21 protein-coding genes are annotated in these 26,499 nt (G+C 46.8%); 10 read left to right on the top strand and 11 right to left on the bottom strand.

The window, feature by feature from the left end:
* Positions 1-105 precede the first annotated feature (105 nt).
* Positions 106-2,397, bottom strand: a complete 2,292-nt coding sequence (locus tag QUA53_RS20220; RefSeq protein WP_333099441.1) for a hypothetical protein — start codon at positions 2,395-2,397, stop codon at positions 106-108.
* A 232-nt stretch (positions 2,398-2,629) separates the two neighbouring features.
* Positions 2,630-2,791, bottom strand: coding sequence for a hypothetical protein (locus QUA53_RS20215; RefSeq protein ID WP_333099439.1), 162 nt, complete (start codon positions 2,789-2,791; stop codon positions 2,630-2,632).
* Between the two features lie 703 nt (positions 2,792-3,494).
* Here QUA53_RS20215 and QUA53_RS20210 point away from each other — a divergent pair.
* The 4 genes from QUA53_RS20210 (at position 3,495) to cobT (ending at position 6,977) form a co-directional block, all read left to right on the top strand.
* Positions 3,495-4,208, top strand: coding sequence for a Crp/Fnr family transcriptional regulator (locus tag QUA53_RS20210; protein WP_333099436.1), 714 nt, complete (start codon positions 3,495-3,497; stop codon positions 4,206-4,208).
* Positions 4,209-4,298: 90 nt separating this feature from the next.
* Positions 4,299-4,796 carry a universal stress protein gene (locus QUA53_RS20205; protein WP_333099435.1) on the top strand — a complete coding sequence of 166 codons (498 nt, stop codon included), beginning with the start codon at positions 4,299-4,301 and terminating at the stop codon, positions 4,794-4,796.
* A 246-nt stretch (positions 4,797-5,042) separates the two neighbouring features.
* Positions 5,043-5,798, top strand: a complete 756-nt coding sequence (locus tag QUA53_RS20200; protein ID WP_333099433.1) for a DUF2232 domain-containing protein — start codon at positions 5,043-5,045, stop codon at positions 5,796-5,798.
* Between the two features lie 72 nt (positions 5,799-5,870).
* Entirely contained in the window at positions 5,871-6,977 is a 1,107-nt protein-coding gene (gene cobT, locus QUA53_RS20195) for a nicotinate mononucleotide-dependent phosphoribosyltransferase CobT (protein ID WP_333099431.1), read from the top strand.
* A 387-nt stretch (positions 6,978-7,364) separates the two neighbouring features.
* On the opposite strand, the gene QUA53_RS20190 is transcribed toward cobT, so the two are convergent.
* Positions 7,365-7,922 carry a hypothetical protein gene (locus QUA53_RS20190; protein ID WP_333099430.1) on the bottom strand — a complete coding sequence of 186 codons (558 nt, stop codon included), beginning with the start codon at positions 7,920-7,922 and terminating at the stop codon, positions 7,365-7,367.
* A 505-nt stretch (positions 7,923-8,427) separates the two neighbouring features.
* Between QUA53_RS20190 and QUA53_RS20185 the strand changes: the two genes are divergently transcribed.
* Entirely contained in the window at positions 8,428-8,547 is a 120-nt protein-coding gene (locus QUA53_RS20185; protein ID WP_333067056.1) for a hypothetical protein, read from the top strand.
* Positions 8,544-9,653 carry an extracellular solute-binding protein gene (locus tag QUA53_RS20180; RefSeq protein WP_333099429.1) on the top strand — a complete coding sequence of 370 codons (1,110 nt, stop codon included), beginning with the start codon at positions 8,544-8,546 and terminating at the stop codon, positions 9,651-9,653. The genes QUA53_RS20185 and QUA53_RS20180 overlap by 4 nt, the downstream gene beginning before the upstream one ends.
* 67 nt (positions 9,654-9,720) lie before the next feature.
* On the opposite strand, the gene QUA53_RS20175 is transcribed toward QUA53_RS20180, so the two are convergent.
* The 4 genes from QUA53_RS20175 to QUA53_RS20160 form a co-directional block, all read right to left on the bottom strand.
* Positions 9,721-10,227, bottom strand: a complete 507-nt coding sequence (locus QUA53_RS20175) for a hypothetical protein (RefSeq protein ID WP_333099428.1) — start codon at positions 10,225-10,227, stop codon at positions 9,721-9,723.
* Between the two features lie 232 nt (positions 10,228-10,459).
* Entirely contained in the window at positions 10,460-13,702 is a 3,243-nt protein-coding gene (locus tag QUA53_RS20170) for a PAS domain-containing protein (RefSeq protein WP_333249038.1), read from the bottom strand.
* Between the two features lie 485 nt (positions 13,703-14,187).
* Positions 14,188-15,318 carry an aldo/keto reductase gene (locus tag QUA53_RS20165; RefSeq protein ID WP_333099425.1) on the bottom strand — a complete coding sequence of 377 codons (1,131 nt, stop codon included), beginning with the start codon at positions 15,316-15,318 and terminating at the stop codon, positions 14,188-14,190.
* 5 nt (positions 15,319-15,323) lie between these two features.
* Complete coding sequence (locus tag QUA53_RS20160; RefSeq protein WP_015176672.1) at positions 15,324-15,830, bottom strand: bifunctional nuclease family protein; 507 nt, start codon at positions 15,828-15,830, stop codon at positions 15,324-15,326.
* Positions 15,831-16,058: 228 nt separating this feature from the next.
* Here QUA53_RS20160 and ribE point away from each other — a divergent pair, with 228 nt between their 5' ends.
* A complete protein-coding gene (gene ribE, locus QUA53_RS20155) occupies positions 16,059-16,772 on the top strand; it encodes a riboflavin synthase (RefSeq protein WP_333099424.1) in 714 nt (237 codons plus the stop codon).
* An 85-nt stretch (positions 16,773-16,857) separates the two neighbouring features.
* Positions 16,858-17,712: a DUF4339 domain-containing protein gene (locus tag QUA53_RS20150; protein WP_333099423.1), complete on the top strand. Its 855-nt coding sequence runs from the start codon at positions 16,858-16,860 to the stop codon at positions 17,710-17,712.
* A gap of 305 nt (positions 17,713-18,017) precedes the next feature.
* On the opposite strand, the gene QUA53_RS20145 is transcribed toward QUA53_RS20150, so the two are convergent.
* The 3 genes from QUA53_RS20145 to QUA53_RS20135 all read right to left on the bottom strand — a co-directional run bounded on the left by QUA53_RS20145 (position 18,018) and on the right by QUA53_RS20135 (position 23,149).
* Positions 18,018-18,908, bottom strand: coding sequence for a glycosyltransferase (locus QUA53_RS20145; protein WP_333099422.1), 891 nt, complete (start codon positions 18,906-18,908; stop codon positions 18,018-18,020).
* A 15-nt stretch (positions 18,909-18,923) separates the two neighbouring features.
* Positions 18,924-21,296 (bottom strand): hypothetical protein, encoded by a 2,373-nt coding sequence (locus tag QUA53_RS20140; RefSeq protein ID WP_333099452.1) that lies wholly within the window; start codon positions 21,294-21,296, stop codon positions 18,924-18,926.
* Positions 21,297-21,370: 74 nt separating this feature from the next.
* Entirely contained in the window at positions 21,371-23,149 is a 1,779-nt protein-coding gene (locus QUA53_RS20135) for a peptidoglycan DD-metalloendopeptidase family protein (RefSeq protein WP_333099421.1), read from the bottom strand.
* A gap of 430 nt (positions 23,150-23,579) precedes the next feature.
* Between QUA53_RS20135 and pgeF the strand changes: the two genes are divergently transcribed.
* Positions 23,580-24,458, top strand: a complete 879-nt coding sequence (gene pgeF, locus QUA53_RS20130; RefSeq protein WP_333099420.1) for a peptidoglycan editing factor PgeF — start codon at positions 23,580-23,582, stop codon at positions 24,456-24,458.
* A 244-nt stretch (positions 24,459-24,702) separates the two neighbouring features.
* Entirely contained in the window at positions 24,703-25,314 is a 612-nt protein-coding gene (locus QUA53_RS20125) for a CPP1-like family protein (protein ID WP_333067066.1), read from the top strand.
* A 139-nt stretch (positions 25,315-25,453) separates the two neighbouring features.
* On the opposite strand, the gene QUA53_RS20120 is transcribed toward QUA53_RS20125, so the two are convergent.
* On the bottom strand, positions 25,454-26,140 hold the full coding sequence (locus tag QUA53_RS20120) for an HAD family hydrolase (protein WP_333099418.1): 687 nt from the start codon (positions 26,138-26,140) through the stop codon (positions 25,454-25,456).
* Positions 26,141-26,499: the final 359 nt, after the last annotated feature.

Genomic DNA, 26,499 nt, shown 5'->3' with positions numbered 1-26,499 from the left:
TCGCATCTGCTGCAGAATACCCAGCCGAGTCTTGCTGCTGTATCCCGGCAAACTCGCTAAAATCGGTTTTCCCCTCAACAACTCCTGCTTTACTCTCTATCGAAATTAGTTTTTTTTTTGACTTTCTGGAGGACTCGATCGCAGTTCGTTAGTTTCGGCAGTTTCTGGAGGGGAAGAATCAGTCGAAGGGCGATCGGTCTCGGTCAAACTAGCCAAAATCTCGTCTAGCGTCAAATTCGACTCGTCTTCCTCCGCAAACAAATCATCCTCAAGTTCGTTTTCCAAAACAAAGGGTTCATCATCAGATGAAAGTTCCAACACATCGGAGAACAAATCCTCCAGCGTTCCGAGTTCTTCATCTGCGGCCTCGGCAAAGGGATTTTTTGCAATGTCATCGGGAGAACTCGCCGATAAATCCAAGCTGTTAGCGGCTGAGAAATTCGATCGCCGGGAGCTAGTATTTTCCAATCCCTCCAGATTGTAGAGGTCTGCCTCCAAAAGTTCGAGAGTATTGTTGTCCAGATTTAGATCTCGATCGAGGTCATCTTCTAATGTCTCCACCGGCAGCAAATCCTCGTCCGGCGAAGCTTGGATGTACCCATCATCTAGCCGCTGCGAGGATGAGTCGAACTCGCCAGTTTGCGAGTCACCGACACTTGGTACAGCGGGCGTGGCACTGGGTCGGCGAGGGCTAATTTCTACAGGCGTTGTCAACGGCGAAGCTGTTGATTGAGGCACTGTAGCGCCGAACTGCTCGCTGATGTTTTGACCCGTTTCTATATTTTCTCGATCGTCCGCGTCAATTTGCACCTCAGCAGTTGAGGGTGATGCTTCTGAAACTGGAGGTACTGTTGCCTCTTGCGGTTGAAATAAATCTGCACTATCTAAAGTTAGACGCTCTACAGAATTCCGCATTACAAATTCTGAATTTTCCTCTACTAAAATCTCTTCCAGAGATTCGCTTTCATCCAGTAGATTTACAAACAAATCTTCAGTCAATTTTATCGATTCTGCATTTTCATTATCCGTCGCTGCTTGATATTCTAAGCCTTCTCTTTTTGTCTCAATTACATTATTTTCTACCGGAAAAGTTTCTATTTGTAATTCTACTTCAGGAACCGCTTCTCCAGCGAACAAGCTTGCATACAAGTCATCAACTTCTTCGTCTGTTTCTGTTACCCTGTTATCCAATTCACCGCCAGTAAACCGAGTTGCATTTCGAGATATTTCGGGTGTATCACCCAACACATTATCTTCCCCATCCGGGAGCAAACTTGGGGATTGAATGCGGTCGCGGTCGCGCCTCAACTTTCTGAATTGCGGAGAAATTTCTGTACCGGCATAGGGAAATCTGTCTTGGTCTCCGAATTCGCCGGTCCGAATTTCCTGCACCGATTCTCCCGCCAGAGTCTCTGGAGTATTTGAAAGGGCGGGAGCGATAGGAGATCGATCGGCTGCGGTTGGGGTGACGGTTTCGAGATTATTTGCTAAATCGATCGGCTGTTGAACGTAGGAAGATGCTTCTCGCCCCAACTGTGAAGCCAAATGGTTGAACAAAGCTGCGAACATCGCCTCGCTCTGCTGGCTCAAACCGTACATATTTTCGAGTTCTTGTCTCAAGGAAGCTTGATAGCTTTGCAGATTTGCTTGCAAAGCCTCGAACACGATAGCCATCCTAGAATCGAGACTCATCAGCAGACTGTCAGCACGAGATTGGAACAGTTGCATTTGCTCCAATCTCTGAGCCGGCGTCAGCAGCGGGTGTTCTTCTGAGGTTTGTCGGTTCAGTGTGACATCAATAGCCGACTGTTCATCAGGCGCACTGCCCAAAGAGTATGGTGCTGCGCTGCTTTGCAATAACTGATTTTCTAGCGAACTTAGAATTTGGGAGAAATTGCTAGTCAAGGTTTCTTCCAAGCGGGCAGTTAGTACCTGCAAGAATTCAGCAATGATTTGCTGTTGGTTGGCTTGTTGTTGAGCTAGGGATTGTTGCTGCTGCCGTTTTGCTTCTAGCTGTTTGATTTCTTGAATTAGAGCTTGCTGCTCTTGCCGCAAAGCTTCTATGTCTTCTTGGAGCGGCCCTGTCAGGCTTGAACGCAGATGGCTGATTTCTCCGGTTACGGCAAGCATGATTTGCTCTGCAGCTGAGGGGCGAGGGGCGGGCAGAGGCACTTTGGGCACTGGAACTGGTTGCGGGGGCACATTTGGGCGGGCGGGGGCCTTTGGGACTGTTAGCTTTGAGTCTGAGGAAACCAGATAAGCGCGCACTCGCTCTAAAAGTTGGCGCTGGTGGACAGTATCTATCGAACCCGTCCAAGGCAAGCGGGGTGCGGGCTTGCTGAGTACCTCGTCTATCTCAGCAATCAGTGCTTGAATTTTGTACTTCTGAGAATTCAAGGGCGGAACCTCTGGGAATGCGGCTTGGGAGAAACTTTACCGACAAAAGACTGAAGTCAGGCGGCAGCGATGCCAATAGATAGAATAATCTGAATGCGAGTCCGTCAATAATTTACTAATATTTTCTGACAACTGTTAATTAACCTTTTGCCTTCGGAGCGCTTCTATTGCCTATGATAGGTTAGTCGGTACTTCCGCACCAAATGCCCGCTTCTATCAATTCCAAGTGCTTTCAAATTCTGCGACTCAGGGCCGAGTTTCCCTGCCCGGAGGCTGATTCCTGCTCGGAATAGCTGCGAGCCCGACGAACTTTTGCCTTCACCTGCTTGAACGGCGGGCCGCACACTGTCACCGCGAGTTTCATTAGCATGGTGGCGCGCCAGTGTCTGTTCATTTTTCACCGACTTGGAAAAAACCTCAAACAATTTGGGCTTTGGGATACCGAGATTGGGGATTGTACCCGTAGACTGGGTTTGAGTAACCTTTTATCATAGCCTTTTATCTATATTCATGGCTAGATACTAATGGTACAATAATTTTGGGGTAGCAGAAAAGTTTGCTGGGAAGTGGGTGGGTTTAGCTCGCCAAGAGCGCCAGTCTTTAGGCTCGCAATGGCTGTGGATTTTGCCGATCGTGCTGACATTTGCCAGGTTCTAGGTAGTTGCTCGGATTTGGTAGCTCTCTACCTTGCTTGCAGGCTTGTACTCGTGGATTCTACCTTCTCGACAGCAGGGCCTAGTGACAACAAATCTCTCAGCAGTGTTAAGCTTGTCTTCGCGAAGTGCTTTCAAAGGTAATTCGATCGGCTCAGTGGTTTGCCACATTGCTAAAATTTTGTTAATAAAATTTGCTCAGTGGTATATATCTAAAAAATTATGGTATATTTTTTAGTTTCTAGCTCCCAATCAGAGCTTGAGGCTATTAATTCCCATATTGAGCCTTTGACCGCAAAACTTTAGAGGTAAAATTTCCGATTTTAGATCCTTGATTTTAGATCCTTGTTTCTCAAATCTTGAATCTCAAATCCAATGACTCGGCTGCAAGCTATTTGTAACTGCCCAGCGCAGCTCAAGCGCATAAATTAAAATGATGGCCTCATGGAAGACCGCTTTAACACCCGAGATCCGAATTCTAATATAAATCAATTGATAGTTTCTACTCCTTTTTTTGCAGGATTACCCGATTCTGTAATCGAGAGAGCAACTGTCCACATCGTTACCCGCAGTCATCCGTCAAATCAAGTGATTTTACTCGAAAATGACTGGGGAACATCAGTGTATTTTATATTGGATGGTTGGGTGAAAATTCGCACCTACAACCTAGACGGAAAAGAAGTAACACTGAATATTTTAGGGAAAGGAGAATTATTCGGGGAAATGGCCGCGATCGAAGAAGCACCGCGATCGACAGATGTGATCACCCTAGCCCCGACACTGATCGGTAATATGCCATCTCAGGATTTTGTGCAGCTTATTCATACCGAGCCGCTAGCAGGTATTCGGCTAGCTCAACTAATGGCCAGGCGCCTGCGACAAGTCAACCGCCGCCTGCGTTTGCGAGAGTCCGACAGTACCTCGCGAGTAGCAGATATTCTCTTATTTTTGGCCGAGGGGCAAGGCAAAAAAATCTTGGAAACAGGAGGTACAGAAATACCGAACCTGCCACACAGAGAATTAAGCAGCCTCAGCGGGCTGGCTCGCGAAACAGTAACGCGAGTGCTGAGCAAGCTGGAAAAAAAAGGAACTATTCAGCGCGAACGTGACGTTTTGTGCATTCCCGACCTGCACGCCTTAGAGCGTCTGTTAGTCTAGAAGTATCAGAGGTTGCTTTTATTGCTTCTAATTCAAAAGCACTCTCTGTTAACTAACTGATATTAATGATTTCACGCAGGAGGTAAAGCTGTGAGTTTTAAGAAAATTTTCGCCGCCTTAGATGATTCTGAACTTGGCCACCGCGTCTTCACTCAAGCTTTAGAATTAGCTCTGAGCGATAGCGCCCAGGTAATGCTATTTAACTGCGTTACTGTGAGCACGGTGGGTCAGACGGCAGTACCAATTCCAGTAGATTTGGGAATGAATGTCGAGTTAATGGATCAAGCTTATCAAGCTCAACGTTTGCGGCTGGAAAGCGATGTAAAACACGCTTCGGGTTTGCTAAAAAATTACTGCGACGCCGCAGCAAAAAAAGGATTGCAGGTGGAATTTGACTGCAAAATGGACGGAGATCCGGGGCATTGTATCTGTGAATCCGCCGAAAATTGGGGCGCAGATTTAATAGTGTTGGGGAGGCGCGGCCGCACGGGGTTCGCAGAAGCTTTCCTCGGCAGCGTCAGTAATTATGTAGTTCACCACGCATCTTGTTCGGTTTTGGTAATCCAGGAAGTCAAAATCGAAAAATAAATAATCCTGCTGAAAATTTTGGCTGAGAAAATCCATCTAACATAAGACTTGCGTTCCTACCTAAACCGGGTTTCTGCGAGCAATATTAAATTTGGTGGCGAGGCATCCAAACACTGAAACCGGGAATCAGCCGTATCGGGCGCAAGTCCCGTAAAATCTAAAATCTAAAATCTAAAATCTAACATCGGGAATCAGCCGTATTGAGCGCAAGTCCCGTAAAATCTAAAATCTAAAATCTAAAATCGGATGAGTGATTTTTTGTCAGCAGATGCTGCCTCTAATTCGGGTAGTTCACCCAATACAAATAACGAGCCACAAACCGCCGATATTTCAGCAATGGCTGGCGATCGCACCAATCCCGATCGGGAGAAGCGCACCTCTGGGGAAGCGCCTTTAAGGCTGGTAGAAACGGCTTTTTTGGCAAGTACCGCTAGCTTAATTTGGCTGGTAAATTATTACTTTCCGCTAGGGCCTTTGCTGCGGGTTTTTTTCCCCATACCCATCGCCCTAGTTTACTTGCGTTGGGGCAACCGAGCAGCTTGGATGGCATCTTTGGTATCGGGTTTGCTGCTATCGGTACTGATGGGCCCGACGCGGAGCATTTTATACGTGATGCCTTTTGGAATTATGGGAGTTGCGCTGGGAGGACTTTGGAGGCGCAAAGCGAGTTGGTCGCTCTCTATTAGTGTGGGCGCGCTAATTGGTACTGTCGGCTTCTTTTTTCGGTTTTGGCTGCTGTCAGCGTTGGTGGGTCAAGATCTATGGGTTTACGTAACCGCCCAGGTAACAGAGATGGTGGAATGGGTGTTTGTGAAGCTGGGCTGGCTTAATGTACCGAGTTTGAACACAATTGGGGCGATCGCCGCCGGGATGATTTTGGTTAACAATATTGTCTATTTATTTGTAGTGCATTTAGTAGCTTTGCTGCTATTAGATCGTTTGGGAAATCCAATTCCGCGGCCGCCAAGCTGGGTGCAAGTTTTGATTGATTATGAAGAGTAGTTATTGGGAATTGTTGACTGTTGACTGTTGACTGTTGACGGATAAATGATGACTAATAACTAATGACTAACTATGATTGGTATTTATACAGAAATTGAACAGGCCCAGCGGTGGCTCGATCGCTATGGGGGACGAAAACCGATATTTGCCTGCGTGTTAGGATTTACCGCTACTGGCTTAATTCCGGGGATTTCAGCAGCAGGAGCAACTCCGCACGATCGACAATTTACTTGTTTAGCCGATGCAGAATTTTTGTATAACGGCCCCCAACCCTCGCCCCAATATCCTTTGCCGCCCCTAGAAGCGGGTGCATCGCCGGTACTGATATCTCGCGCTGTAGTCGAAGCTTTGGAACTTCCCCTTTACCTATTTAATTCTGGTTTGCCCCTCCCACCTCCCGTACCTGCAATTGATTTGGGCGGCACTCCGGCAAAGTGTGTGATTTCTGGAAATGCTTTAGAACTCGAAACTGTCAAACATTTGCTCGAACAAGGATTAATTTGGGGAGCTAAATTGGCTGCTCAAACTAATGGCAGCTATTTAATTTTAGGAGAGTGCGTAGTTGGGGGAACGACTACTGCTTTGGGCGTGTTAATGGGTTTGGGTATTGCAGCGGCGGGCAAAGTTAACAGTTCTCATCCTCGCTGCAATCACGCTCAAAAATTGGCTGCGGTGACAGCGGGACTCAATAATGCTGAGTGGGAAATTAACGGAAAAAACAGCACTCCCCTGGAATTGGTAGCGGCGGTGGGCGATCCGATGCAAATAGTGGTGGCGGCAATGGCGATCGCCGCGAGTCGGACTTGCGGGGTGCTTCTGGCCGGGGGCACGCAAATGCTGGCAGTGTACGCTTTGATGCAAGCTTTAGCCCGTGAATATGCTCTGCTATGGAGTCCCGAACAAGTCGCGGTAGGGACTACGCGCTGGGTGGCAGAAGACCCTACAGGAGACACTGTAGGACTCGCTAAAGATATCGGCGGTGTGCCTCTGTTGGCCGCGCAGCTAAGTTTTGCTGGATCTCGCTACGGGCAACTGCAAGCTTACGATCGCGGCTATGTTAAAGAAGGTGTCGGCGCGGGAGCCTGTGCGATCGCCAGTGGCCTGACTGCAAATTGGACTCCTCCTCAACTCCTCCAAGCTGTTGAAGCTTTAGCCTCGCGGTGTGAAATTAAACATTAGAGAGTCCTGGAGGCAAAAAACCTGGTTTTTACTGAAAATATTGGGGTTTTGCAGGGACGAATACACTCGCAAACCGGATTTTTAGTTTTCTGGGCGTCCACGAATCTTAGGAATTAAACATTAAAAATTCAGATGCGGAACTCTAGCTGCGAACATGGTTGTGCTGCTCACCCAGCTTCCTTTTGGCTGAATAATTATATCATTTTCTGTAGCATTTATGCTCTCAGATTTACATAGTTTTCTACACAATATCTGGCTTTGATGCAGTATCCCCCCTGCTACTTGCGGGAGATAAAAAACTCTATGCAATGAATCTATAAGTAGACGAGCATAAAGCAACGCAACTTGTATTTTTTTTGATTAGTACCCGATCCCTGCTAGCAATATTTAATTAGGCCCGCCTAGATGTTGCGAGTGCATTCTTTTGGAGAGCAATTGTTCTTCCAAGGCTGCAATTCGATTGTAAGCTGCTGTTAGCTGAGCAGTTAAGCGCTGGATTTGAATCTCTGCACTCAGCTCTTTTTCTAAGCTTTGAGAATTCTTGTCGAAATAGCTGTCATCTAACAGTATGTCCTTGTGTTCGAGGAGGCCGTCGAGACTGCTGTAGCTTGGATAGGACGAGGTTTTGTCATTTCCTACCGTTCCAGAGCGATCGTTTCTCTGTTGCTGGGTCAGCTTCGTCTCCGTGGCAGACGCCAAGAGCTTTTCATTAAGGTTTTCTATGAGTTTGTAGAGGGCCTCGACTTGTTGGCTCAATACTGTAACTTGCTGGCGGAGCGCTTCCATACAATCATCCTTTGGCTCGTAACTTATATCTTTATATTTTAGGTAAATCTTTACATAACTTGGATTTATCACTAAATTATTTAATTTTTGACGTAATTGTTGTGTTCCCAATCCTGACGGTAGATTTAGGGAGGCAGCTTGAAGATAATCGATCGCCATTCGTGAGTCGATTGTAGATTGTAGATTTTAGGTTTTACATAGTCTTGGACACAGGAACCGAGTTGGTTAACCCCTATACTTCGTTCAAGCCTTCAATCAGAGTTAAAACGTCTGGTTTCTGAGAGTGGGATTGCAGAGCGTCCTATTAGATTGACTTCGCTCTCGCCAGTGCTTTCAGGATTCAGATGAATGGATTTTTAGTTTTTTTAGTTATTAAGCTGTCGCCGACTTAAAAAGGATTTTTCACTTCGGTTGTGTAAAAAGCGTCATCCAACTGCAAATGGCAGCGCTCTCTTTATTTCGTTATATTAAAAAATGTAACACAGATACAGTCGATCGACCCCGCTGGCGAACACAACTGGCTCAAAGGAACTTGGAACAGAGAAATTAGCCGTTAAGTTGACGGAGTTTTCGGCATCGGAAGGTCGATCGACAAGCTAGAAGGTAAAATCAGGGCAAGAGCAAAACAGACTCTTTTGGCAGCAGAACCGAGTACAATGGCTCTGTGTTTGAGGAAGAAATAAGACAAATCGGCGCCAACTACCGGACTCGACAAACAATTATTTCCCGGGCTGTAGAACACAAAACGATCGGTCAATATTTAGAAAAGCGGATTCACAGGTGAAACGAAGGTCTTTGCTATTGGGGGCCGCCACCCTAACTTTAAGTCAATTGGCGGCAGGGTGCGACTCGAAGCCGATTCTCAAAATTCGATCGCTCAAAAACGGTATTCCGGCCCAACTGGTAAGCAAATTTAGCCGCGATGTACAACCGTCTCCGCTTTTGCAGGTAACGCAAGAAGGACAATTAAAAGAATTATTCGCCCTGTTGCAGGAGTGGAAACGGGTTCCCCAATCAAAAAATCAAGCTAACTTGGTGATGTTGGGAGATTACTGGCTGACTTTGGCAATTAGGCAAAAATTGATTAAGCCGATCGATCCTGCTAAGTTTGCTAATTGGCCACAATTGCCAGAAAGATGGCAAAAACTCGTCAGGCGCAACGATGAGGGTAAATTAGATCCTGAAGGTAAAGTGTGGGCTGCACCTTACCGCTGGGGAAGTACGGTAATTGCCTATCGAACCGACAAATTTAAGGCTTTGGGGTGGACTCCGACAGATTGGAAAGACTTGTGGCGAGTCGAATTGCGCGAGCGAATTTCTCTGCCGGACAGTGCCAGAGAAGTTATCGGTTTAACATTAAAAAAAGTCGGAAAATCTTACAATACGCAGCAATTAGATCGAGTCCCAAATCTTAAAAAAGAACTCGCAAATCTGCACCAACAAGTTAAATTTTATAGTTCTGACGCTTACCTGCAACCATTAATTTTAGGCGATACTTGGTTGGCAGTAGGTTCATCTGGAGACTTGCTCCCACTGCTGCAAACTCAAAAGGATATTGCTTTAGTAATTCCAGTTTCGGGAACTGCACTTTGGACAGATTTGTGGGTACAACCAGCATCAGGCAATCCAGTTTCTTTAGTGGAAAAATGGATTGATTTTTGCTTGCAGCCTCGGGTTGCTCCTCAATTATCTTTGCTGGCTAAGGCTAGTTCGCCGATAATTGTCGGCATGAAACCGGAGGATTTGCCGGAAGCTGTTCGCACTAATTCTGTGTTGTTGCCGGATGCTAAGATTCTTGCTGCTAGCGACTTTATGCTGCCGTTTGGGGATGCGGGGATTGCCCAATATCGATCGCTCTGGCAAGAAACTAGGCAAGTAGTGAGAAGTTAAAATGTAGGGTGCGTCAGCTTTTGATTTATCCATTATTCATCAAATTACTCGCTGCTGGTGCACCCTACTAAAATCCTTTCACCCTTCCTCGAATACCTGGATTTGAGAGAGATTCTAAATCAATCCGACAGAAGCGCCGATCGCCCTTGCACGAATAAACTGCCAAAGCCGTGCCTTGACGGTTGCAAACTCGCACATTGTAACCGTATTCGCTGGCAACAGTGCCAAAGCGGTTGACAAACTGATAGCGTTCCATATAATCGAGCAAACTCCAAAGTTGGCGGTTAACTATGATAATTACCCAAGTATTGCCTGGATCTACAAACCAGCGATCGAGCAATTTCCCGCCATAGAGTTTTTGAGCTAACCACAGACTCGGCACACTTTTTTCGGTTTGCGAAAGCGGGGGCGACGGCAAATTAGCAGCGTTGCCAGTCGGGCAGCTCGGCTGCTGGGAATATGCGGCAGATTGTCGCCACAGCAAGGCTCCGAAGCACGCAGAACCGGCAATCAGGAACAAAAATAAACTTTTTGTCAAAATGCAATTCTTGCGGGTATCAGCATCGTATTTCATAATTATTGTTTGCTTTTTTATATATTTTCTATAGGTGCAGGTTTTACCAATCATTCATATAGGAAAATCGCCATCTAGAAAACCCGTCCCCGCATAGGATATAATCTACATCAACCTTACATTTTATTATATGCAAAAGATGTACATGGCAATTTTGTGTTGTGTGGCTGCGGGTTTATAAGATTGTTTGTTTTTGCTTTTATTATTGGTAAAGCCCGCCCCTGAAGTCATGTTAAAATTCCGATCGCCTAAACAATGAAGCAGGCAGACAAACAGTAAAAGTAGAACCGCAATCTAAATCGCTAGTAACTTCAATATCGCCGCCCATCATCTGACAAAAACGCTGACTGATAGTCAGTCCCAAACCAGTACCGCCGTACTTGCGAGTAGTTGAATTGTCGGCTTGAGTAAAAGGTTGAAACAGTCGCTCTTGCTGCTCTTTTGTCATGCCGATGCCCGTATCCGTCACTCGGAAAATTAAAAATTCTGCATCCAAAATTAACAGTTGAGCAACTCTCGGTTGATATTTATTTTTTAATTCTTCACTGGTAATTCTTTCGACAGTAAGCACGATCGTCCCATTTGCCGAAAATTTAGCAGCATTGCTGAGCAAATTCAGCATTACCTGCCGCACTTTCATCAAATCGCCGTGCATCGCGCCGATATTGTCAGAAGTCAATACTTGCAAAGTATTGCCGTTTTTATCCATGAGCGGTTTGATAGTTGTTAACACCTCATCGATTAAGCCTCCAACATCGAAGCTTTCGAGGTAAATCTCCATCTTGTCAGCTTCAATTTTGGAGATGTCGAGAATGTCGTCAATTAGCCGCAGCAAGTGTTTGCCAGCAGTGCGAATTTTGTCTAAATCCGAGACAACCTGTAAGTTGCCTAACTCTTCGGCATCTTCCACCAGCATATCGCTGTAGCCGATAATCGCATTCAGGGGAGTTCGCAACTCGTGGCTCATGTTTGCCAGAAAAGCACTCTTGGCGCGGTTGGCGAGTTCTGCGGCTTCTTTGGCCAACTGCCACGCTTCCTCAGCGTCTTTGCGTTCGGTGATATCTCGCAGTGTCGCCACCACCGCTTCGACGCTGCCGTCTGTCGCACAAACCGGGCTGAGAATGTACTCGTAGTCGCGGGTTCCCCAGCTTGCGGTGGGGACAATTACTTCGCCTTTCTTGGGCTCGGCTGTGGCAAATATGCCGTGGCATTCTTGGTGAACTCGCTGCATAATTGTTGGCGACCAGCCTAATTCCTGCCAGGTTTTGCCAATCATTTCTCTGGGGTTCATGCCGGCAGCTTGAGCGGCGGTGCGACTGACATAGGTGTATTTTCCCGATCGATCCACTAGAAAAATTAGGTCAAGAGAAGCGCCGAGAATCCCGTCAACTGTTCTGGCGTGTCGGGCTACCTGAGCACTCATTTGTCTGACAGCGATCGCCCCCCGGACTTTGGCTGCGAGTTCAAACTGCAAGAGTTCGTTGGTTTGTTGGAGGAATAGGGTGCGCTGTTCGACTTCTCTTTCTAGTTCTGCTTTGGCCTTTTCTAGGGTGAGTTCGGCAAGTTTGCGATCGCTCACATCTGTAGAAATTGTACCGACTGCATAAGCTTTACCTTCGGAGTTGCAGAGGGGAAATTTCAGAGAAATATAAGTGTGCGGGCCGTCGTCTTGAGGGATGATTTCTTCGAGGGTTAGGGGCGAGGAGGATTCGATAACTTTCAGGTCATTTTCTCGCAAGGCTGCTGCTTTGTCTTGGGGAAAAATATCGCCATCGGTTTTGCCTGTTATTTGCTCTTTGGCGATGTCGAACAAATTGTCAAAATGGCGGTTGGTGAGCAGGTATTTTCCCTCAACATCCTTGATGTAAATTACTGCTGTTGAGTTGTCTAAAATCGCTTGCAGCAGTGCTTCGCTCTTTCGCAGGGCTTTTTGAGTGTTTTGGCGATCCAGTATTTCTGGCTGCAATTCCAAGTTGAGGCGATTTAAGTCTTGCCAAGCTTCCTGGACTAGATTTAAGGCGATCGCACTTTTTTCTAGTTCTGTATTTACGTGCCGCGACTGATTTGAGACGGAGTTTTCTGCCAATTCTAGGGGTTGGAAAGCGAGCGGGGTCTGGGGATTTGCGATCCTCTTCGAGGGCTTCGCTAACGGGAGAGCGCCCGGATTTTTTTTATATCGAAAATCGACCGCTAATTTACCGTTTAAACTCGATTTTTTAGGGAATAAATCTGGAAATTCGCCTAAATTTAAATTGTCATAAATTAAATCCAAATTCCGGGCTCGCTGCTGCGGTTCGGCAGAGGAGTTAAAGGCCCAATTCCCCTCTGCTGTTGATAAATCCGAGTTACCGGGTTTGGCAATCCGGCGGGTGACAGCAACTGCCAAAGCGAAGGGGACAACGGCAGCAGCAGACAGTGCCAGCAGCCAGTTGTTGCCCCACCAGGTTTCGATCGAGGTTGTGGGGATGAATCGCACTAAAATTGCTGCGGGTTTTCCGGCTAAATTGCCGAGGGACTTGGCAGCTACTGCATGAGTTTGACTGCCTGTGTGTACGTTTCCGGCGACTAATTTGCCGTCGGCGGCGAGTGCAGATTTTAGGAGAGATTTGTCTATTGAATTTAAGTCTGGCAACTGTTGGTTTTTTGTAACTGCTTGCGAACCTGCCAAGACAAATTTGCCGTCAGCCAGCGGTATGTAGATAGCGTGATATCCGCCACCCTGTAAATTGAGGGTTTCGCTGTTAGCGACTGCCGACGTTTGGCTGATAATTTTTCTTAAGACTAAAGCAGCAATCACTGTCTGATTTTTGGGATCTTTTACGGGAATTGCTGCGTAGCGGACGAGCACAGGGCGATCGACCTTTCCGGGCGACAAAGATCCCAATTGTTCCTGAACTTCGGATTTGGCAATGATTTCGGTAGCTGTAATGGGGTTTTTTGCACCAAATGCTCGATCGACTATTTTTGGCAGGTTAAAACTTTTTTCCTTCTGGTTGGGGTTCACGCTAACAACTATCTGTCTGTTTTTTCCAACTAAGACCGCGCTGTCTATTTCCCCTGTCTTGACTTGATTTTCTAGAATTTGCTTGACAGATTTTTGCAAATCTGATATTTTTTTTCCGCTGTTGTAAGCTAAGGCTGTTTGGGCGATCGTTTTGCTGTCAGAGGAGTTTTGCAAACGGTCGGCGGCGCGATCTAGTTTGAAATTGTAGTTAATTTTACTAAGGCTCAGTTCTGATTTAGCTTGATTTTGCAGTTCGTTGTTTCCAACTGCCGATGTTAGCCAAAGTGCTGCTCCCGTTAGTCCGACTGGCAAGATTGTTTGTAACGCCAGCAGTCCAATTAGCTGTTTTCTGGTAACAGATAAGTTATAGGTGCACGGCTTGAAAGCTGCTTTCACTCTTCTTTCGGAAGTGGCAACTTTAGTTGGCTGCGAACAATTTGGCTTGCTGCCCTTTAACTGAGTTGGAGCCATAGTAGTAGATGAATCGGTAGTAGATAACAGGCGATAAATTAATTTGGAAAACAATCAATTTTAGAGTTGAGATTTTAGATAGAGTTCGGTTAATCAATCTTCATAAAATTCTTCGCTATCGTCAGGTATAACAGAGTAAGAAAATGACAGGGGTATTTTCCAAAAAATCAGTTTCTCGCTGTTAAATCAGATTTTTTTATTGAGTTGTTTTTACATATACTGTCGCATCTATTTAAAGTGTGTTGCGAGAATCCAAATGGGTGCTTCCACAGGAGTGTTCGCGCTTATATGTAGGCTTGGCTGTACAGGACGATCGCACTTCTGTGAAAACGCTTTTTGCAAAATCGGGATGCTCCAGCAGACAGTCGCCAGACTAAGTAATTTTTCGAGCGACGGTATCGTAAATTTACTTAAACCAAAGTTTAGCCTAATTATTGCAAAACTTTAGATAAGCTCGATCGCCTTTTGCCTTCATCACCTTTTTTTCAATCCCACAACCGCCTGCCTGCTTTGCCCCCAAGTCGCTGGTGAGTATCTTTGAGCAAGGTTGGGATGTCTAACTCTTCGGGACACCGAGGTAAACATTCGCCGCAATCGGTGCAGCGGTTGCCTTTGCTGCCGGGAAACCAGTGTCCGGCATTTTCAAACATGGCGTAGCGGTATTTGCCAAAGTCAGTCATGTCGCACCCGACGGCGAGATTGCGGAGTCGCAATACTTCGGGAATGTTGATGTTTTCCGGGCAAGGCAAACAGGCATAGCACTGGCTGCATTTGTCGGTTTTCAAAGTGTCTGCAATAGCCGATTCTAGCCGATCGAACGCAGCGATTTCGACGTTGGTGAGGGGAAAGTCGCGATCGCAATATTGCAGGGGTTGCTCTAATTCTGTCGCATTTGCCGCCCCCACACTCAAAGTCCCAATCCTAGTATCGCTAAGTAAAAACCGATAATTTAACTCTAAGGGCGAGAAAGGCGAGCACAATTGTGCGAGAGTTTCCGGGGGCGTGTAGAGTTGCCCTCCTTTATCGGCTGGGGAAATGATGAAAACGCCCATATCTTTGTCTTTGGCGAGTTCAATTGCCGGGGCGTTGCGCTGAAAAAAATAGTAGTAATGCAGGTTGACAAATTCAAACAAATCTGTATTTATTGCATCCAAAATCAGATCCAGAGGCCCGTGAGTCGAAAAGCCGACGTGCCGAATTCGGCGATCGGCCAGGGCTTTGCGTACAGCTTCCATGCAGCCTGTGGTCGATCGCACAATCGCCAAATGTTCCCAAGTATTCAAACCGTGAATTGCCAGACAATCGATATAGTCTAAATTCAGGCGTTTGAGGGATGCGTCGATGCAGCGTTCCATAGCTGCTGCATCCTCCGTTGGGGAAATTTTTGTAGTGACGTGAAGGCGCGATCGATCGACCGACAAACCAGCCGAAAGGGCCGCGCCAAGATATTCCTCGCTGCAACCGTAACCTGCAGCCGTTTCCAGGTGATTGATTCCCTGAGACAACGCCTGTTGTACAGTCTGACAGGCAGTTTCCTCAGAAGCCAAATAGCGCATGGTTCCCAAGGAAAATACCGACAGGTGCAACTCCGTTTTGCCAAACCGTCGATAGCGCATAAAGTTTAGGAAGTTTCGCCCGGGCCCAAGCCGCTTCTCTTAATCAAATCCTCTGGACGGAGGTTTGAGATAAATTCCCGGAAGGCCCGGCGTTCGGCCTCATCAGCATCTCGATCGACAGGTATCGAAGCATCGGCGACGACTTCTTCCATCACCCAGATGGGGCAGTTCGTTCGCAGGGCTAAGGCGATCGCGTCGCTAGGTCGGGCATCGATCTCTTTTTTAACTTCTCCCTGACGGACGATCAGGACGGCATAGAACGTGTTATCTTGCAGCGAGTGAATAACTATGCGCTCCAAGGTAAGACTCCATGCCTCTAAAAAATTGACCATCAGATCGTGAGTTAAGGGCCGAGGAGGCTTGTGGCCTTCGATCGCGCTAATAATAGCCTTTGCTTGCTCCTGACCGATATAAATAGGCAAAGCCCGTCGCTCAGTAGCGTCTCTCAATAGGACAATAGGACTGCGCGTGGCTGCATCTAAGGCAATTCCAGCGACTTTCATTTCAATCATTCGATCGGCCTCATAGAATTAAGAAACTGTAAGGCAGTAGAGAACTTGGACATAAAGATCACCTAAATCCAGTATGACTTGATCTTCGCCTGAATCAGCAACTGATCGGGGACTGTCGATTTTAGATTTTAGATTGACTCCGGGGGACAGGGAGACGGCAAAACCTCCTGTCTCTGGTTTGTCCCTGTGATTTGATGTAAATAAGCGATCGACTAAGGAAAAATACTTATGTTTACAGGACTAATTCAATCTCTCGGAAAGCTGAAGTCGCTAGGCAACGATTATTTCCAAATTTCCTGCACATCAAACAACTCCTACCAGATTTTACAAGATTTAGCCATTGGGGACAGCGTAGCCGTGGATGGAGTCTGTTTGACCGTGGTGGAAGTTCTGCCCCAAGGTTTTGTCGCCGTCGCTTCCCCGGAAACCCTGCGCCGTACTACTTTGGGAGCATTCCCCGATGCTTGGGTCAACTTAGAAACCTCCCTGCGCGCCGGTAGCAAATTGGGGGGACATTTCGTGACGGGACACGTAGATGCGATCGGCACTTTAGCAACCTCAACCCAAACCGCCAACGCTTGGGAGATGCGGTTTACTGCCCCACCGGCAGCAAATTCGGGATGGCAACGTCAAATCGCACCTTACATCGTTTCCAAGGGCAGTATCGCCGTCAACGGCATCAGCTTAACCGTGGCAGATTGCGATGCTGACGGCAATTGGTTTGAAGTTGCTGTCATTCCCCACAGTTTTGGTGAGACAAACCTCAGCTATTTGCAACCAGGAAGTTTAGTTAATTTAGAAGCAGATATTCTGGGTAAATATGTCGCCAAATTTCTCCGCAGCGGCTCAAAATCCCATCCCGAACCGTGGGAAGAAACCCCCACAATCAACAGTTTGGGAACAATTACACCAGAATTCTTAGCAGAACACGGATTTATTTAATCTTCGGGTGCGCGCGGCGCACCTTGCTAAGATAAAACTCGGGGGTTGAAAGCTACTACACAAACGAACTCCTAATTGCAAGCTCATGAAAATTCCATCATGGCCCGCGTGGTTTCCTTATCCTATCTCATGGTTAAGGGGTTTTGGACTTGTCTACATTCTCTCCGCCCTGGTCAAATCTCAACTCCAAAGTGGTGACAACTTTTTAGTCATTTTCATTGGGGCTTGGCTTACAGTACCGTTTGTATTCACCTTTTTCCATTGGGCGATCGCAGCGACAGTGAAGTTTCTACTGACTTATTTGCCAGCGCACCCAAAACTCAGCTCTGTCCGCCAGTACCTAACCGATCGCTGGACTGGACTAGAGCGGTCACACTGGAGAGAAGGACTGAACGCTTTCATTGTCAGCTTTGTAGCTTTTCTCATTTCAGTTTTGGTAATAGCGTACCTGCTACCAGTTCCCAGTAAAGCTGAAGCGTCGGAGTTCGACACTTATTTATTGAGGCGCAACATTCTCGTACTCAGACGCGATCTAATTCCGATCGGCATGCTCCTCCTCTCACCCTACCTTTATCAGTACGATTTGTGGGTTCGACATCGGCGGGCGGTCAAATTGGCTGCCAAAGCTAAAAAGCAGAAACCAACAAAAACGCGATCGCCTGCTGCCACAAACTTACCCGCTCCAAATCCAATAGAACAAGAACTCAATCAACTGAGTGCCGATGCTGGAGCAACTCGGATGCGACCTGCGAGACTAGCAGCCCCCGAAGTTGATAACTGGTACGTGTTCCGCTCTGGTAAAGCCGAGGGGCCGTATACCGCATTGCAACTGTGGGAGATTCAGAAAATTACGGCTCGCACAAAAGTCAGGCGAGGAGAGGGTGACTGGCAACGCGCTGGTGAAGTTTCAGAACTGACCAAATATCTTACACAACAATAGACCTCTTGCACAATAATCTTGTGCTATTAAGGAAAGTTTAGCCAATTTTATAATCTAGCAGGCTGGGCAAGTTTAAGGAGATGCCAATCAACCCAATAATTCAAAGTTTGACTTAAACTTGAGCCTAATTTTAAGGATAACACATATTTTTTTTGCAAGAGGTCTAAAGAATAAACTTGTAGTTGTAGGGTGCGTAATCCGCGAATTATTTTATCAATAATTGACGACTAAAAACAGACGCACCCTACTAACTCTTAATTCTCTCTCTGCGTTCTCTGCGTTCTCTGCGGTTCAATAATCCCACTCTATTCCTCAACAAAATTGTTTTTCTCCCAAAACAACCCCGCAGCAATTCCCGCCTGAGAAACTAAAAACAATGCAGCAATTAATAGCTTTTGAAAGCCCGGTGCGTGGAAAAATGGATAAGTTAGCAAATTCAAATAAAATGACGGATGTTGTAGTTTCCCATTAGCCCCGCGTTTCGAGATAATTTGCTGAAACAAAAAAGCACCTCTACCATAATTGAATTGCTGTTTCCAAAATTTGCGAAGAGTTAGTGCATGGGAGTGATAGACTATAACTTCGGGAGCGTAAATGGCGGCATTGCCCGAATGCAACCACCGATCGCAAAATTCGCGGTCTTCTCCAGCCGCTAGAGAAAAAGTCGTGTCAAAGCCGCCGATTTTTTGGAAAGCCTCAGCGGGAAGGGCAAAATTGTTAGAAGTGAAAAATTGCGCGCGATCGCCAATAGCATTATAGTAACTGTAAAGGTAATCGATCAGTTGCTGGCTGGCAGTAGAATAGATGTTATCCGGCAGCGCGTTTACAGTTCGACCTCCGATTAAGCAATCTGGTGTTTCCACAAATCGCTTTTCCAGATTTTGCAGCCAATCTACCCCCACAGTACAGTCATCGTCTGTAAACACTAAAAATGTGCCTTCTGCTGCAAAAGAGCCAGTATTTCGCGCCGTTGCAGGGCCGGAGTTTGGTTGTGTCAGAAGTGTGATATTTAGCTGATTTTTAAAAGGCAAAATTGTATTTTCTACAGAGATTTCGGTGCTATCGTTGACCACGATAACTTGAAATTTATCGCGCGGATATTCAATTTCAACAAAAGACTGAATACACGCCGCTAATTTATCGGGGCGATTGTAGGTCGGAACAATAATTGAAAATAGAGTTTTAGCTTGGTTCATGGTAACTAATAACTTTTAATTTTTCAAGCGATATAGCACCGACTCAGTATTAAAATCTTTACCGAAAACTGGTTGCAGCGGGCCCTGAGCACTTGTCAGCCAAGATAAAGATTTTCTGGTAGCTGCGTTTGTCTCAGTCAGGGGCCCGAATCCCACAGTCCTAATTTTATTTTGCCGCAGGTTGTCAATCCATGCCGAAAGTCGATCGGCTCTAAATGGTACATATAAAACTTGTCTGTCCAAATTTCTCCCGTAAAACAGGTAGCTGCGCGAACTTAAAAAGAAGCCTATTCTTTCATCTGGTAGTGTATTTTTATCAATATATTCGTAAATACCGCGATACAGTTCGGTGCGTGCAAAATCTCGCTTCTCCCTCCAATGACCAATTACTATCAATCCTATGCACACAGCAATTATTACTATATAAATTGATTTTTTGCGACTTGGAAATAGTTGATTCAGCCATCCGAAGCTTGGATTTATTTTCAACAAGCTCGCAGCCAGAGTCAGTGACACAATATAAAATATCGGATCTAGCAATATATCTTGCCAACTCGGAGCTAATATTTTCCAGATACTATTAATAGCTTCTACTGGATTAGACTTAAAATTATCAATCAACAAACTCCCCCAAATAATACTATCTCCGGTGAAAGAAGCATTTTTAATATAATCAAAAATTTTGTTGCTAATAATTCCGCAAAAACCGCTAATCAAAACCACTGCCAGAACAACTTGGTTTTGAGTTTTCAAGAGAGTTGCTGTAGCTGCTGCGGCGATGGCGAGTACGCTTAAAAAGGGAAATCCGTATCTGAGGTTAAAACCGAGTATAGGGCTGAGTTTACCGATCGACTCTCCGACAGTCCCGGAGGTGTAAGGTGTAATTAAATACAGAACTGCTGTGCTGGCGAGAAGTATAATTAAAATAATATTATTTTGATTAATTATTCTACTTTTACCCTGAATAAATGCAAGAGGTGCTGCCAATACCTGAAGTGCGATCGCCAGAAAGGGCAGTTGCAATCTAATGATAATTTGTAAGCCGACAGTTTGCCAGTGGGAAAAATTGCTGGGATTAAATTGAGCTGCTAAAGTGCTTTGCCAAATCTTTAGAAGTGGCGAAGCGGGCGGCTGCTGTACCGGAGGTGTTGGCCCAGGTACCGGAGGCGGTAAGGGAACAGGCTCTAAAGGAATTTTAATATCCCCGACTTCGCTGACAGGATAATTGATTTGCAGCAAGTTTCTCGCATACCAAAAACCTCCTAAAAGCAAGCAAAAAGCTACGCCGCACAGCAAGACTGGTTTGAGAAAGTGGCGAATCCTAAAATTAGCAGGTGTAGATTTTTTATTAACCGCGAATCTTTTAATTTCTAATATTGCTAATCCTCCTAAAAGTGATGCTGCATAGACTATTCCAGTGATTTTTATTCCGGCTAGCATTCCTGTGGCTGCCAAAAATAGGGAGAGTTCCGAGTGCGATCGGCTGCTGTGATAGGATAAACCAAGATACAAACCTACTGTAAATATTGCAGCTAGCGGTAAGTCTGGGTGAATAGTGTTAACTTGGTTGAGCACCATCGGTACTGTCAATACTAAAGATGCTGCTGCCATACCGTGAATTCGGGTTGCTCCAAATTTTACGCTTAATAGATAAACGGCAATTCCCTCAAGTACCCACGCAATTAGCAGGGGAAAAGCTGCGAGAAAATCTTCTCGGAATGGGAGTACACACAAAGCAGATAAAACGTGCCAATTGTAAGGATATACTCGGGCTTGTTCTTGTTCAAAAATCCAATTTCCGGCCGCATCTAATAAGGTAAATGAATGGGTTTGATACCATCTGGCGATCGCAGGTAGGTGAAACCACAATGAATCATAATTGGTTGTGGGTTTGGTTGCGAGAATTTGTAACAGCAAAAATCCTGCAATAGCGGTGGCAAAAATAATTAGGCGTTCGGATTTTGCCAGAGGTTGCTTGAGCTGGGGAATCGGCCACTCGGAGAAGGTAAAAGTTTTGTGATTTTTTGTATAAATCAGGATGAAGCCGATCGCACCCATCAAAATTTCTGCTATAATCACCGCAGCAATATTTAGGCGATCGGCACTTCCTAAAATCAAGCCGATACAAACTTGTGCAATACTCCATCCCGTCAGGAGTACAAGGAGAAAATGGGGAAATGAATAGTTATTGTTTTCTTTCTGATTCTCAAAGGCCAGAGACAAGCTTAAGGGAATCGGCCCGACTAGAATAATCAGAAATAAAATTAATTCCCACAAATGCTGCGCTATTAGCATAAGCTCCAAGTTACCATTTTTTATCAGTTTTTCCTCCTTACCCGAAAGAGCCTGGTAACGAGGAAAAGCAACGAGTTCGCCTGTTCGTTGCACCAAACATAAATTTTCTTGTGGGCTGGGCTTTTCGACCGTTCCACAAGAAAATTAATTTAGGCAATCCCTAATTTTTACCTGTTAGCTTGCTTCTGAGGTTTGGGTTTGACTGCTTCAGTATCTTTGGGCTTAGAAATGTCAGCTTTTAAAAGTTCGGGGAATGGCGGCTGGAGGTTGTGAACTTCGATGTCCATTCCCAGCGGCAGAGGTGGAAGCTGGGGCAGATCGTTTTCCAAATCCTTGAGTCCGCTAGCGGTTTGTATTTCCACCATTTTCGGCATTTGCGGTACTTTGGCGGTTTCCAAACTGCCGATCATTTTTGCCAGAGCGAATTCTAGCTGAGAACCCGGATCGATCGCCACCCAACCCTGGTCAGTCATTTGCCGAACCTCGAAGTGGAGGTGAGGCCCTGTAGACATTCCCGTACTGCCGACGCGGCCGATAGTCTCTCCCTGTTTCACCCACTCTCCCGGTTTCACAAACAGTTCCGAAAGGTGGCCGTAGAGAGTTTCCTGAGACTTTTTGCTGTGGTTGAGAACCACTGTCAAACCGTAGCCGCCCAACCAATCGGCGATCGCCACTTGACCCGCATAGGCCGCCAGTACGGGCGTTCCCATCGGGGCTCCCAAGTCAGTTCCGGTGTGAAACCTGCCGTAGCCCATAACCGGATGAGTCCGCCACCCAAAGGGCGAAGTAATTGCCGAAGCAATAGATAGCGGAAACAGCAAGCTGGTGTTGCCATTTCCGGGGAGGCCTGCGGGACGCGGCGTGAGATTGTAGTAAGCAAAACCGGTATTGCTGCCGCTGCTGACACTAACGGCACCGACTTGAATCGGCCCGAGTCCCATGCTGGGCGCTGGAGGGCCGCCGCCGTAAGATGCAGATCCGGCATAATACCCAGCGTCTGCGGAGTATCCAGGGTTAGCCGAGTAGCCGATGTTAGCAGAGTATCCAGTGTCTGCGGAATATCCTGCGTCTGCGGAGTATCCAGGGTTAGCCGAGTAGCGCGGGGGTGCGTAAGCAGATTCCGGCGGGTTGGAACTCCCCCAAACCTGGCTGCCTATTTGTTGAACGGCTTGACCGATTTTACTGACAGGATTTCCGCTACTATTTCCTGCCACAGTTTCCCGAACATCGCCCGGAAGGCTTTCTGGCAGATTTCGAGGAGGAGGGGCTGCAATATAGCCGTTGCCTGCGCTCGGAGTTTCCCTGCTGTAGCTTGGTTCTCCTGCATCTGCCGTCACCGGCTCGGAAACAGGAGGAGGCGCGCACAAATCGCCACCTCCTTCGCAGCCAGTCGATCGTTCTGCAAACTCTATTCTGGTTGGAGCTTCGTACTCGTTGGTAGCACCAACACTGTAGTCTGTTTGGTCGATTTCAGCGTGGGCTGGGTTAACTGGCGCTTCAAAAGGCGGCTCCTGGGCCGTCGCTTCTGGCAGGGGAATCAGCGCGGGTTCTGGCAGATAATATTGGGTGGGAGGTGGTTCGCTGGCGTACTCCGGCTCACTGGGCGGTGCGGCATCGAAAGGCTCGGACGGCGGAACTTCTGCCTGCGGTTCAGGGTATGGTTCGGGCGACCCTTGGCTGTATTCGGGTTCCGGGGGCGGGAGAGGAGCTTCAAATAATGGCTGGAGGTCTGCTGCGCCGGGGACGGCTTGTTCTGCTAGCGGAGTTTCGGCTTGAGCCCAAACTAGGCCTTTGCTGAGCAGTCCCAGACTGGCAAGGCAACCCAGTCCCACCAGCAGTGAGCGATCGGACAAAAGGCGCGATCGAGTTCGGGTGCCTGTAGGGTTCTTTTTTTGCTGTTTGGTGTTCAAAGGGGCTGTTATTTGCTTGTCTGGAACTGGTTTCACGATTTTTTTTCCCAACTCAACAGGGGGCACAAGGATCTCGAAGTCAGGATCGAATGTATGGCAATCCTTGTCTTTATATACAGGCCTAACTGATTTTACCGGGCTTGAGGCAATTTTTTTTGCACATAGAACAAGCTCAAATGCCTTACGCATTCACTCGCGATCGATATCCGGTTTTTTTGATCCCGATGGCACTTGCCTAGAAGTCTGTGACGGCCACACTGATGATAGCGCTTTGGCGTTCGTCTATGTTAATTAGTTGCCTATATTTCTGGGGTTTTGCAAAATTTGTGCGCTGTCGGTCGTCCTCAAACCGCAGACCGAGCGCGATTTTTTCCTAAAAGCTAGCCCGGCTTTTAAACTTCGCGGACAAAATTTTTGATTGTTTAGAATACAAGCTAAATGATGCGCTTGGGTAAGGATAGGTTTCATGACTGTAGCTGGCGATCGCTTGACAAATTTTCCTGAGTCTGAATGTGCCGGAGGACCTGACGGTATCAGTTGGGACTGGCAGAGTTCTGAAGGCTTGCCTTATCTGACTTGCAGCTTGCTTTCTCGCTGGTCTCACGGCTTTTTTACGCGCGATTTCTCGCCCCTGGGGCCGATCGATCTGACGGCAGTTCTCGAACCGGGAGCTAAAGTTTACCGACTCCAACAGGTACACGGCAATGCGGTAATCAAAACGAGTGATTTGTCCCCGGTTGTGGCTCCGGCCCCGGAAACCGCTGCCCCAAGCTATGCTGAGGCTGATGGCTTGGTTGCCGATCGAGAATTGGAGGCGCTCTGGGTTTGCTCGGCTGACTGCGTGCCGGTGCTGATTGCTGACGATCGCACGGGACTCGTTGCTGCAGTTCACGCGGGTTGGCGCGGGACTGCTGCTAAGATATTACCAGAGGCGATCGCTCAACTTGTGGCACAAGGCAGTCAACTAGAAAATCTGAAGATTGCTATGGGGCCGGCGATCGCTGGAGAGGTTTACCAGGTATCTGTGGAAGTAGCAGCGGAACTGGGAGCCACCATTGCTCCTAAGAGTGCCGTTAGTGCGACAGCCGACGGCATTCTAGAGTTTTTGCACCAACTCCCGGAAACGCCTGTATTAGCGGATCCAGAACCGGGAAAAGTACGCTTGGATGTTCGCCTCTGCAATGCTCTGCAATTGCAGCAGTTGGGAATCGATCTTTCTCAAGTGGCGATCGCTCCTTTCTGTACTTATTCTGACTCGGCTCGCTTTTTTTCCTACCGCCGCGATCGACTTAAAAAAGTCCAGTGGTCGGGAATTGTGAGTGCCTGCGGGAAAAGTCCCTTCTGAGGGCATTTGGCAGAAGGTAAAATTTTAGACGGCCAAGATAAAAATAAAAATCTTTGGATTCATTATTTTTTATTTACGAATGCCAAATGCCTTCTAGTTTCTATTTTCGTAAGGTTTGCTGGTTCCTGTTTTAAACCACCAAAAACTAGCAGCAAAACTTTTGGGAAAGCGGCCCAAGCCCCCGCCCCGCTTTCCTCTCTTGTTAAGATTGCTCTATAACGAGAGTCTTCAGCGGGTTATTACCATGAGTGAGCCAACTCCCTATCAACTGCTTGAAGTCGATGAAGATGCTTCCTTTGATGAAGTGCAAGAGGCCCGCACGCGCCTAGGTGAGCAGTACAGCGGTGACAAGAAACGTTTGGAATTGATCGAAGCAGCTTACGACGCGATCCTCATGGATCGCCTGCGGCAGCGACAGGAAGGTAAAATTAAAGTACCCGAACGCATCCGCTTTCCCGAACGGCTGACTCCGCCACCTCCAAGCTTTACTCCCTCTCCTCCTAGTGGCAGCCCAGCTTGGTTGCAGCGGCTAATCGATACTCCTAGTAAATCGGACATTTTGTGGCCGGCTGGGGTATATGTGGGGTTAGGCGGACTGAGTATTTATCCGGCGGCTAATGATGGTTTACTACAGTTGACTCTGGCTCTTGGGGTCGGCTCTTGTCTTTATTTTGTTAATCGCAAGGAACAAAAATTTGGTCGGGCTGTGCTGCTGACTGTGGCTGGCTTGGTTATAGGCTTGTTGCTGGGAGGCTTTTTGGGTTCTTTGGTCAGTCCGGCATTTATAACAACAGAGAAATTTATCGCTTTGTTTACGTTTTTAATTCTGTGGCTGGTCAGCGGTTTTCTGCGATAGTCAGCAGTCATTAGTCAGCAGTTATTAGTCAGCAGTTATTAGTCAGCCGCCAACCACTAATAACTGTGGGATCAAGACCTCCGACAAATAACCTCAGCTAACAATTAATAACTAATAACTAATGACTAATGACTAATGACTAATTTTTGCGACCTAAAATAATCTCGACTGCTTCGCTCAAATTGTTGGCAATTAAATCCGGTTGGTGCATTTCTAGTTGGGTACGATCGCGAATTCCGCACAAAACACCAATTACCTTGACACCGTGCGTTTTTGCTGCGATAATATCCGCCTCCGTATCGCCAACCATCCAAGTGTCAGAAGTCGGCGGCAGTTCGGCGAGAGCTTTTGCCATCAACAGCGGCTTATCTTTGACATCCCCGGTTTTAACGTAATCGTTGGGGAGGCAATAGCGGCGGTTTTCTGGGAAAAATTGCCCTAAATTGCAGCGGTTGAAGGCTTCATCTAGTTCCCTAACGCGGCGCATGGTCATCACCGCTAAGTCTACTCCAGCGCGCTGCACCTTTTGGAGGGTTTCCAGAGCGCCGGGCGCTGGTCGATCGTAAACCATGTAGGGTAGGGTGTGGACTGTTTGACGGCGTTTCTGAGCAAAATCGCGGGCTTGATCTGCATCTAATCCTGAGAGGATGCCAATTTCGGTTTCGGGAACCCGCGCGCGCTTCATGTCCCAAAACTCGGCTTTGGGGAGTTCGCGCACTGGTTGGTCCGAACGCTTAGTCTCGGCGAGACAATACTGGTAAACTCGGTAGTAGCGATCGGACACGTCCATGATCGGGCCGTCAAAGTCGGTAATAAGTCTCAGCATTTAGCAGAGTATTTTTAAGCTTTTATACAAATTCTTCGATACTATATCACTTAAAGTAACACTTTCTTTACAAAAATTGACACAAATACCCAGGGGAGGTAAGGTCTATAGGAATGGTGCTAATTAAAGGAAACATTTGAATTAAACTGTGCTACTTCTTAACTTTAGCGGTTGTCAGCCATATCGCGGAATTTAAAATTAAAATATGCCGCACAAATAGTGCAAACCGCTACGTATTGTTCATAAATCTCAACCTCAATAGAGGATGATTGTGACTGCGCTTTCTCAAAAAAAAATTGGCAAAATTAATATTTTGCCTCATTTTTAAAATAAGCAAAAAACTGCTTGGAGAATCCAAA

Source organism: Microcoleus sp. Pol12B3, assembly GCF_036701355.1.
Classification (GTDB): domain Bacteria; phylum Cyanobacteriota; class Cyanobacteriia; order Cyanobacteriales; family Microcoleaceae; genus Microcoleus.
This window is presented reverse-complemented; position numbering and strand designations above follow the sequence as displayed.

Excerpts from the sequence above, each read along its gene's own strand:
- QUA53_RS20125 (WP_333067066.1), top strand. The coding sequence starts at position 24,703 with ATGAGTGAGCCAACTCCCTATCAACTGCTTGAAGTCGATGAAGATGCT.
- pgeF (WP_333099420.1), top strand. The coding sequence starts at position 23,580 with ATGACTGTAGCTGGCGATCGCTTGACAAATTTTCCTGAGTCTGAATGT.
- QUA53_RS20190 (WP_333099430.1), bottom strand. The coding sequence starts at position 7,922 with ATGGCGATCGATTATCTTCAAGCTGCCTCCCTAAATCTACCGTCAGGA.
- QUA53_RS20210 (WP_333099436.1), top strand. The coding sequence starts at position 3,495 with ATGGAAGACCGCTTTAACACCCGAGATCCGAATTCTAATATAAATCAA.
- QUA53_RS20175 (WP_333099428.1), bottom strand. The coding sequence starts at position 10,227 with ATGAAATACGATGCTGATACCCGCAAGAATTGCATTTTGACAAAAAGT.
- QUA53_RS20150 (WP_333099423.1), top strand. The coding sequence starts at position 16,858 with ATGAAAATTCCATCATGGCCCGCGTGGTTTCCTTATCCTATCTCATGG.
- cobT (WP_333099431.1), top strand. The coding sequence starts at position 5,871 with ATGATTGGTATTTATACAGAAATTGAACAGGCCCAGCGGTGGCTCGAT.
- QUA53_RS20145 (WP_333099422.1), bottom strand. The coding sequence starts at position 18,908 with ATGAACCAAGCTAAAACTCTATTTTCAATTATTGTTCCGACCTACAAT.
- QUA53_RS20165 (WP_333099425.1), bottom strand. The coding sequence starts at position 15,318 with ATGCGCTATCGACGGTTTGGCAAAACGGAGTTGCACCTGTCGGTATTT.
- ribE (WP_333099424.1), top strand. The coding sequence starts at position 16,059 with ATGTTTACAGGACTAATTCAATCTCTCGGAAAGCTGAAGTCGCTAGGC.
- QUA53_RS20215 (WP_333099439.1), bottom strand. The coding sequence starts at position 2,791 with ATGAACAGACACTGGCGCGCCACCATGCTAATGAAACTCGCGGTGACA.
- QUA53_RS20200 (WP_333099433.1), top strand. The coding sequence starts at position 5,043 with ATGAGTGATTTTTTGTCAGCAGATGCTGCCTCTAATTCGGGTAGTTCA.
- QUA53_RS20120 (WP_333099418.1), bottom strand. The coding sequence starts at position 26,140 with ATGCTGAGACTTATTACCGACTTTGACGGCCCGATCATGGACGTGTCC.
- QUA53_RS20160 (WP_015176672.1), bottom strand. The coding sequence starts at position 15,830 with ATGATTGAAATGAAAGTCGCTGGAATTGCCTTAGATGCAGCCACGCGC.
- QUA53_RS20170 (WP_333249038.1), bottom strand. The coding sequence starts at position 13,702 with ATGGCTCCAACTCAGTTAAAGGGCAGCAAGCCAAATTGTTCGCAGCCA.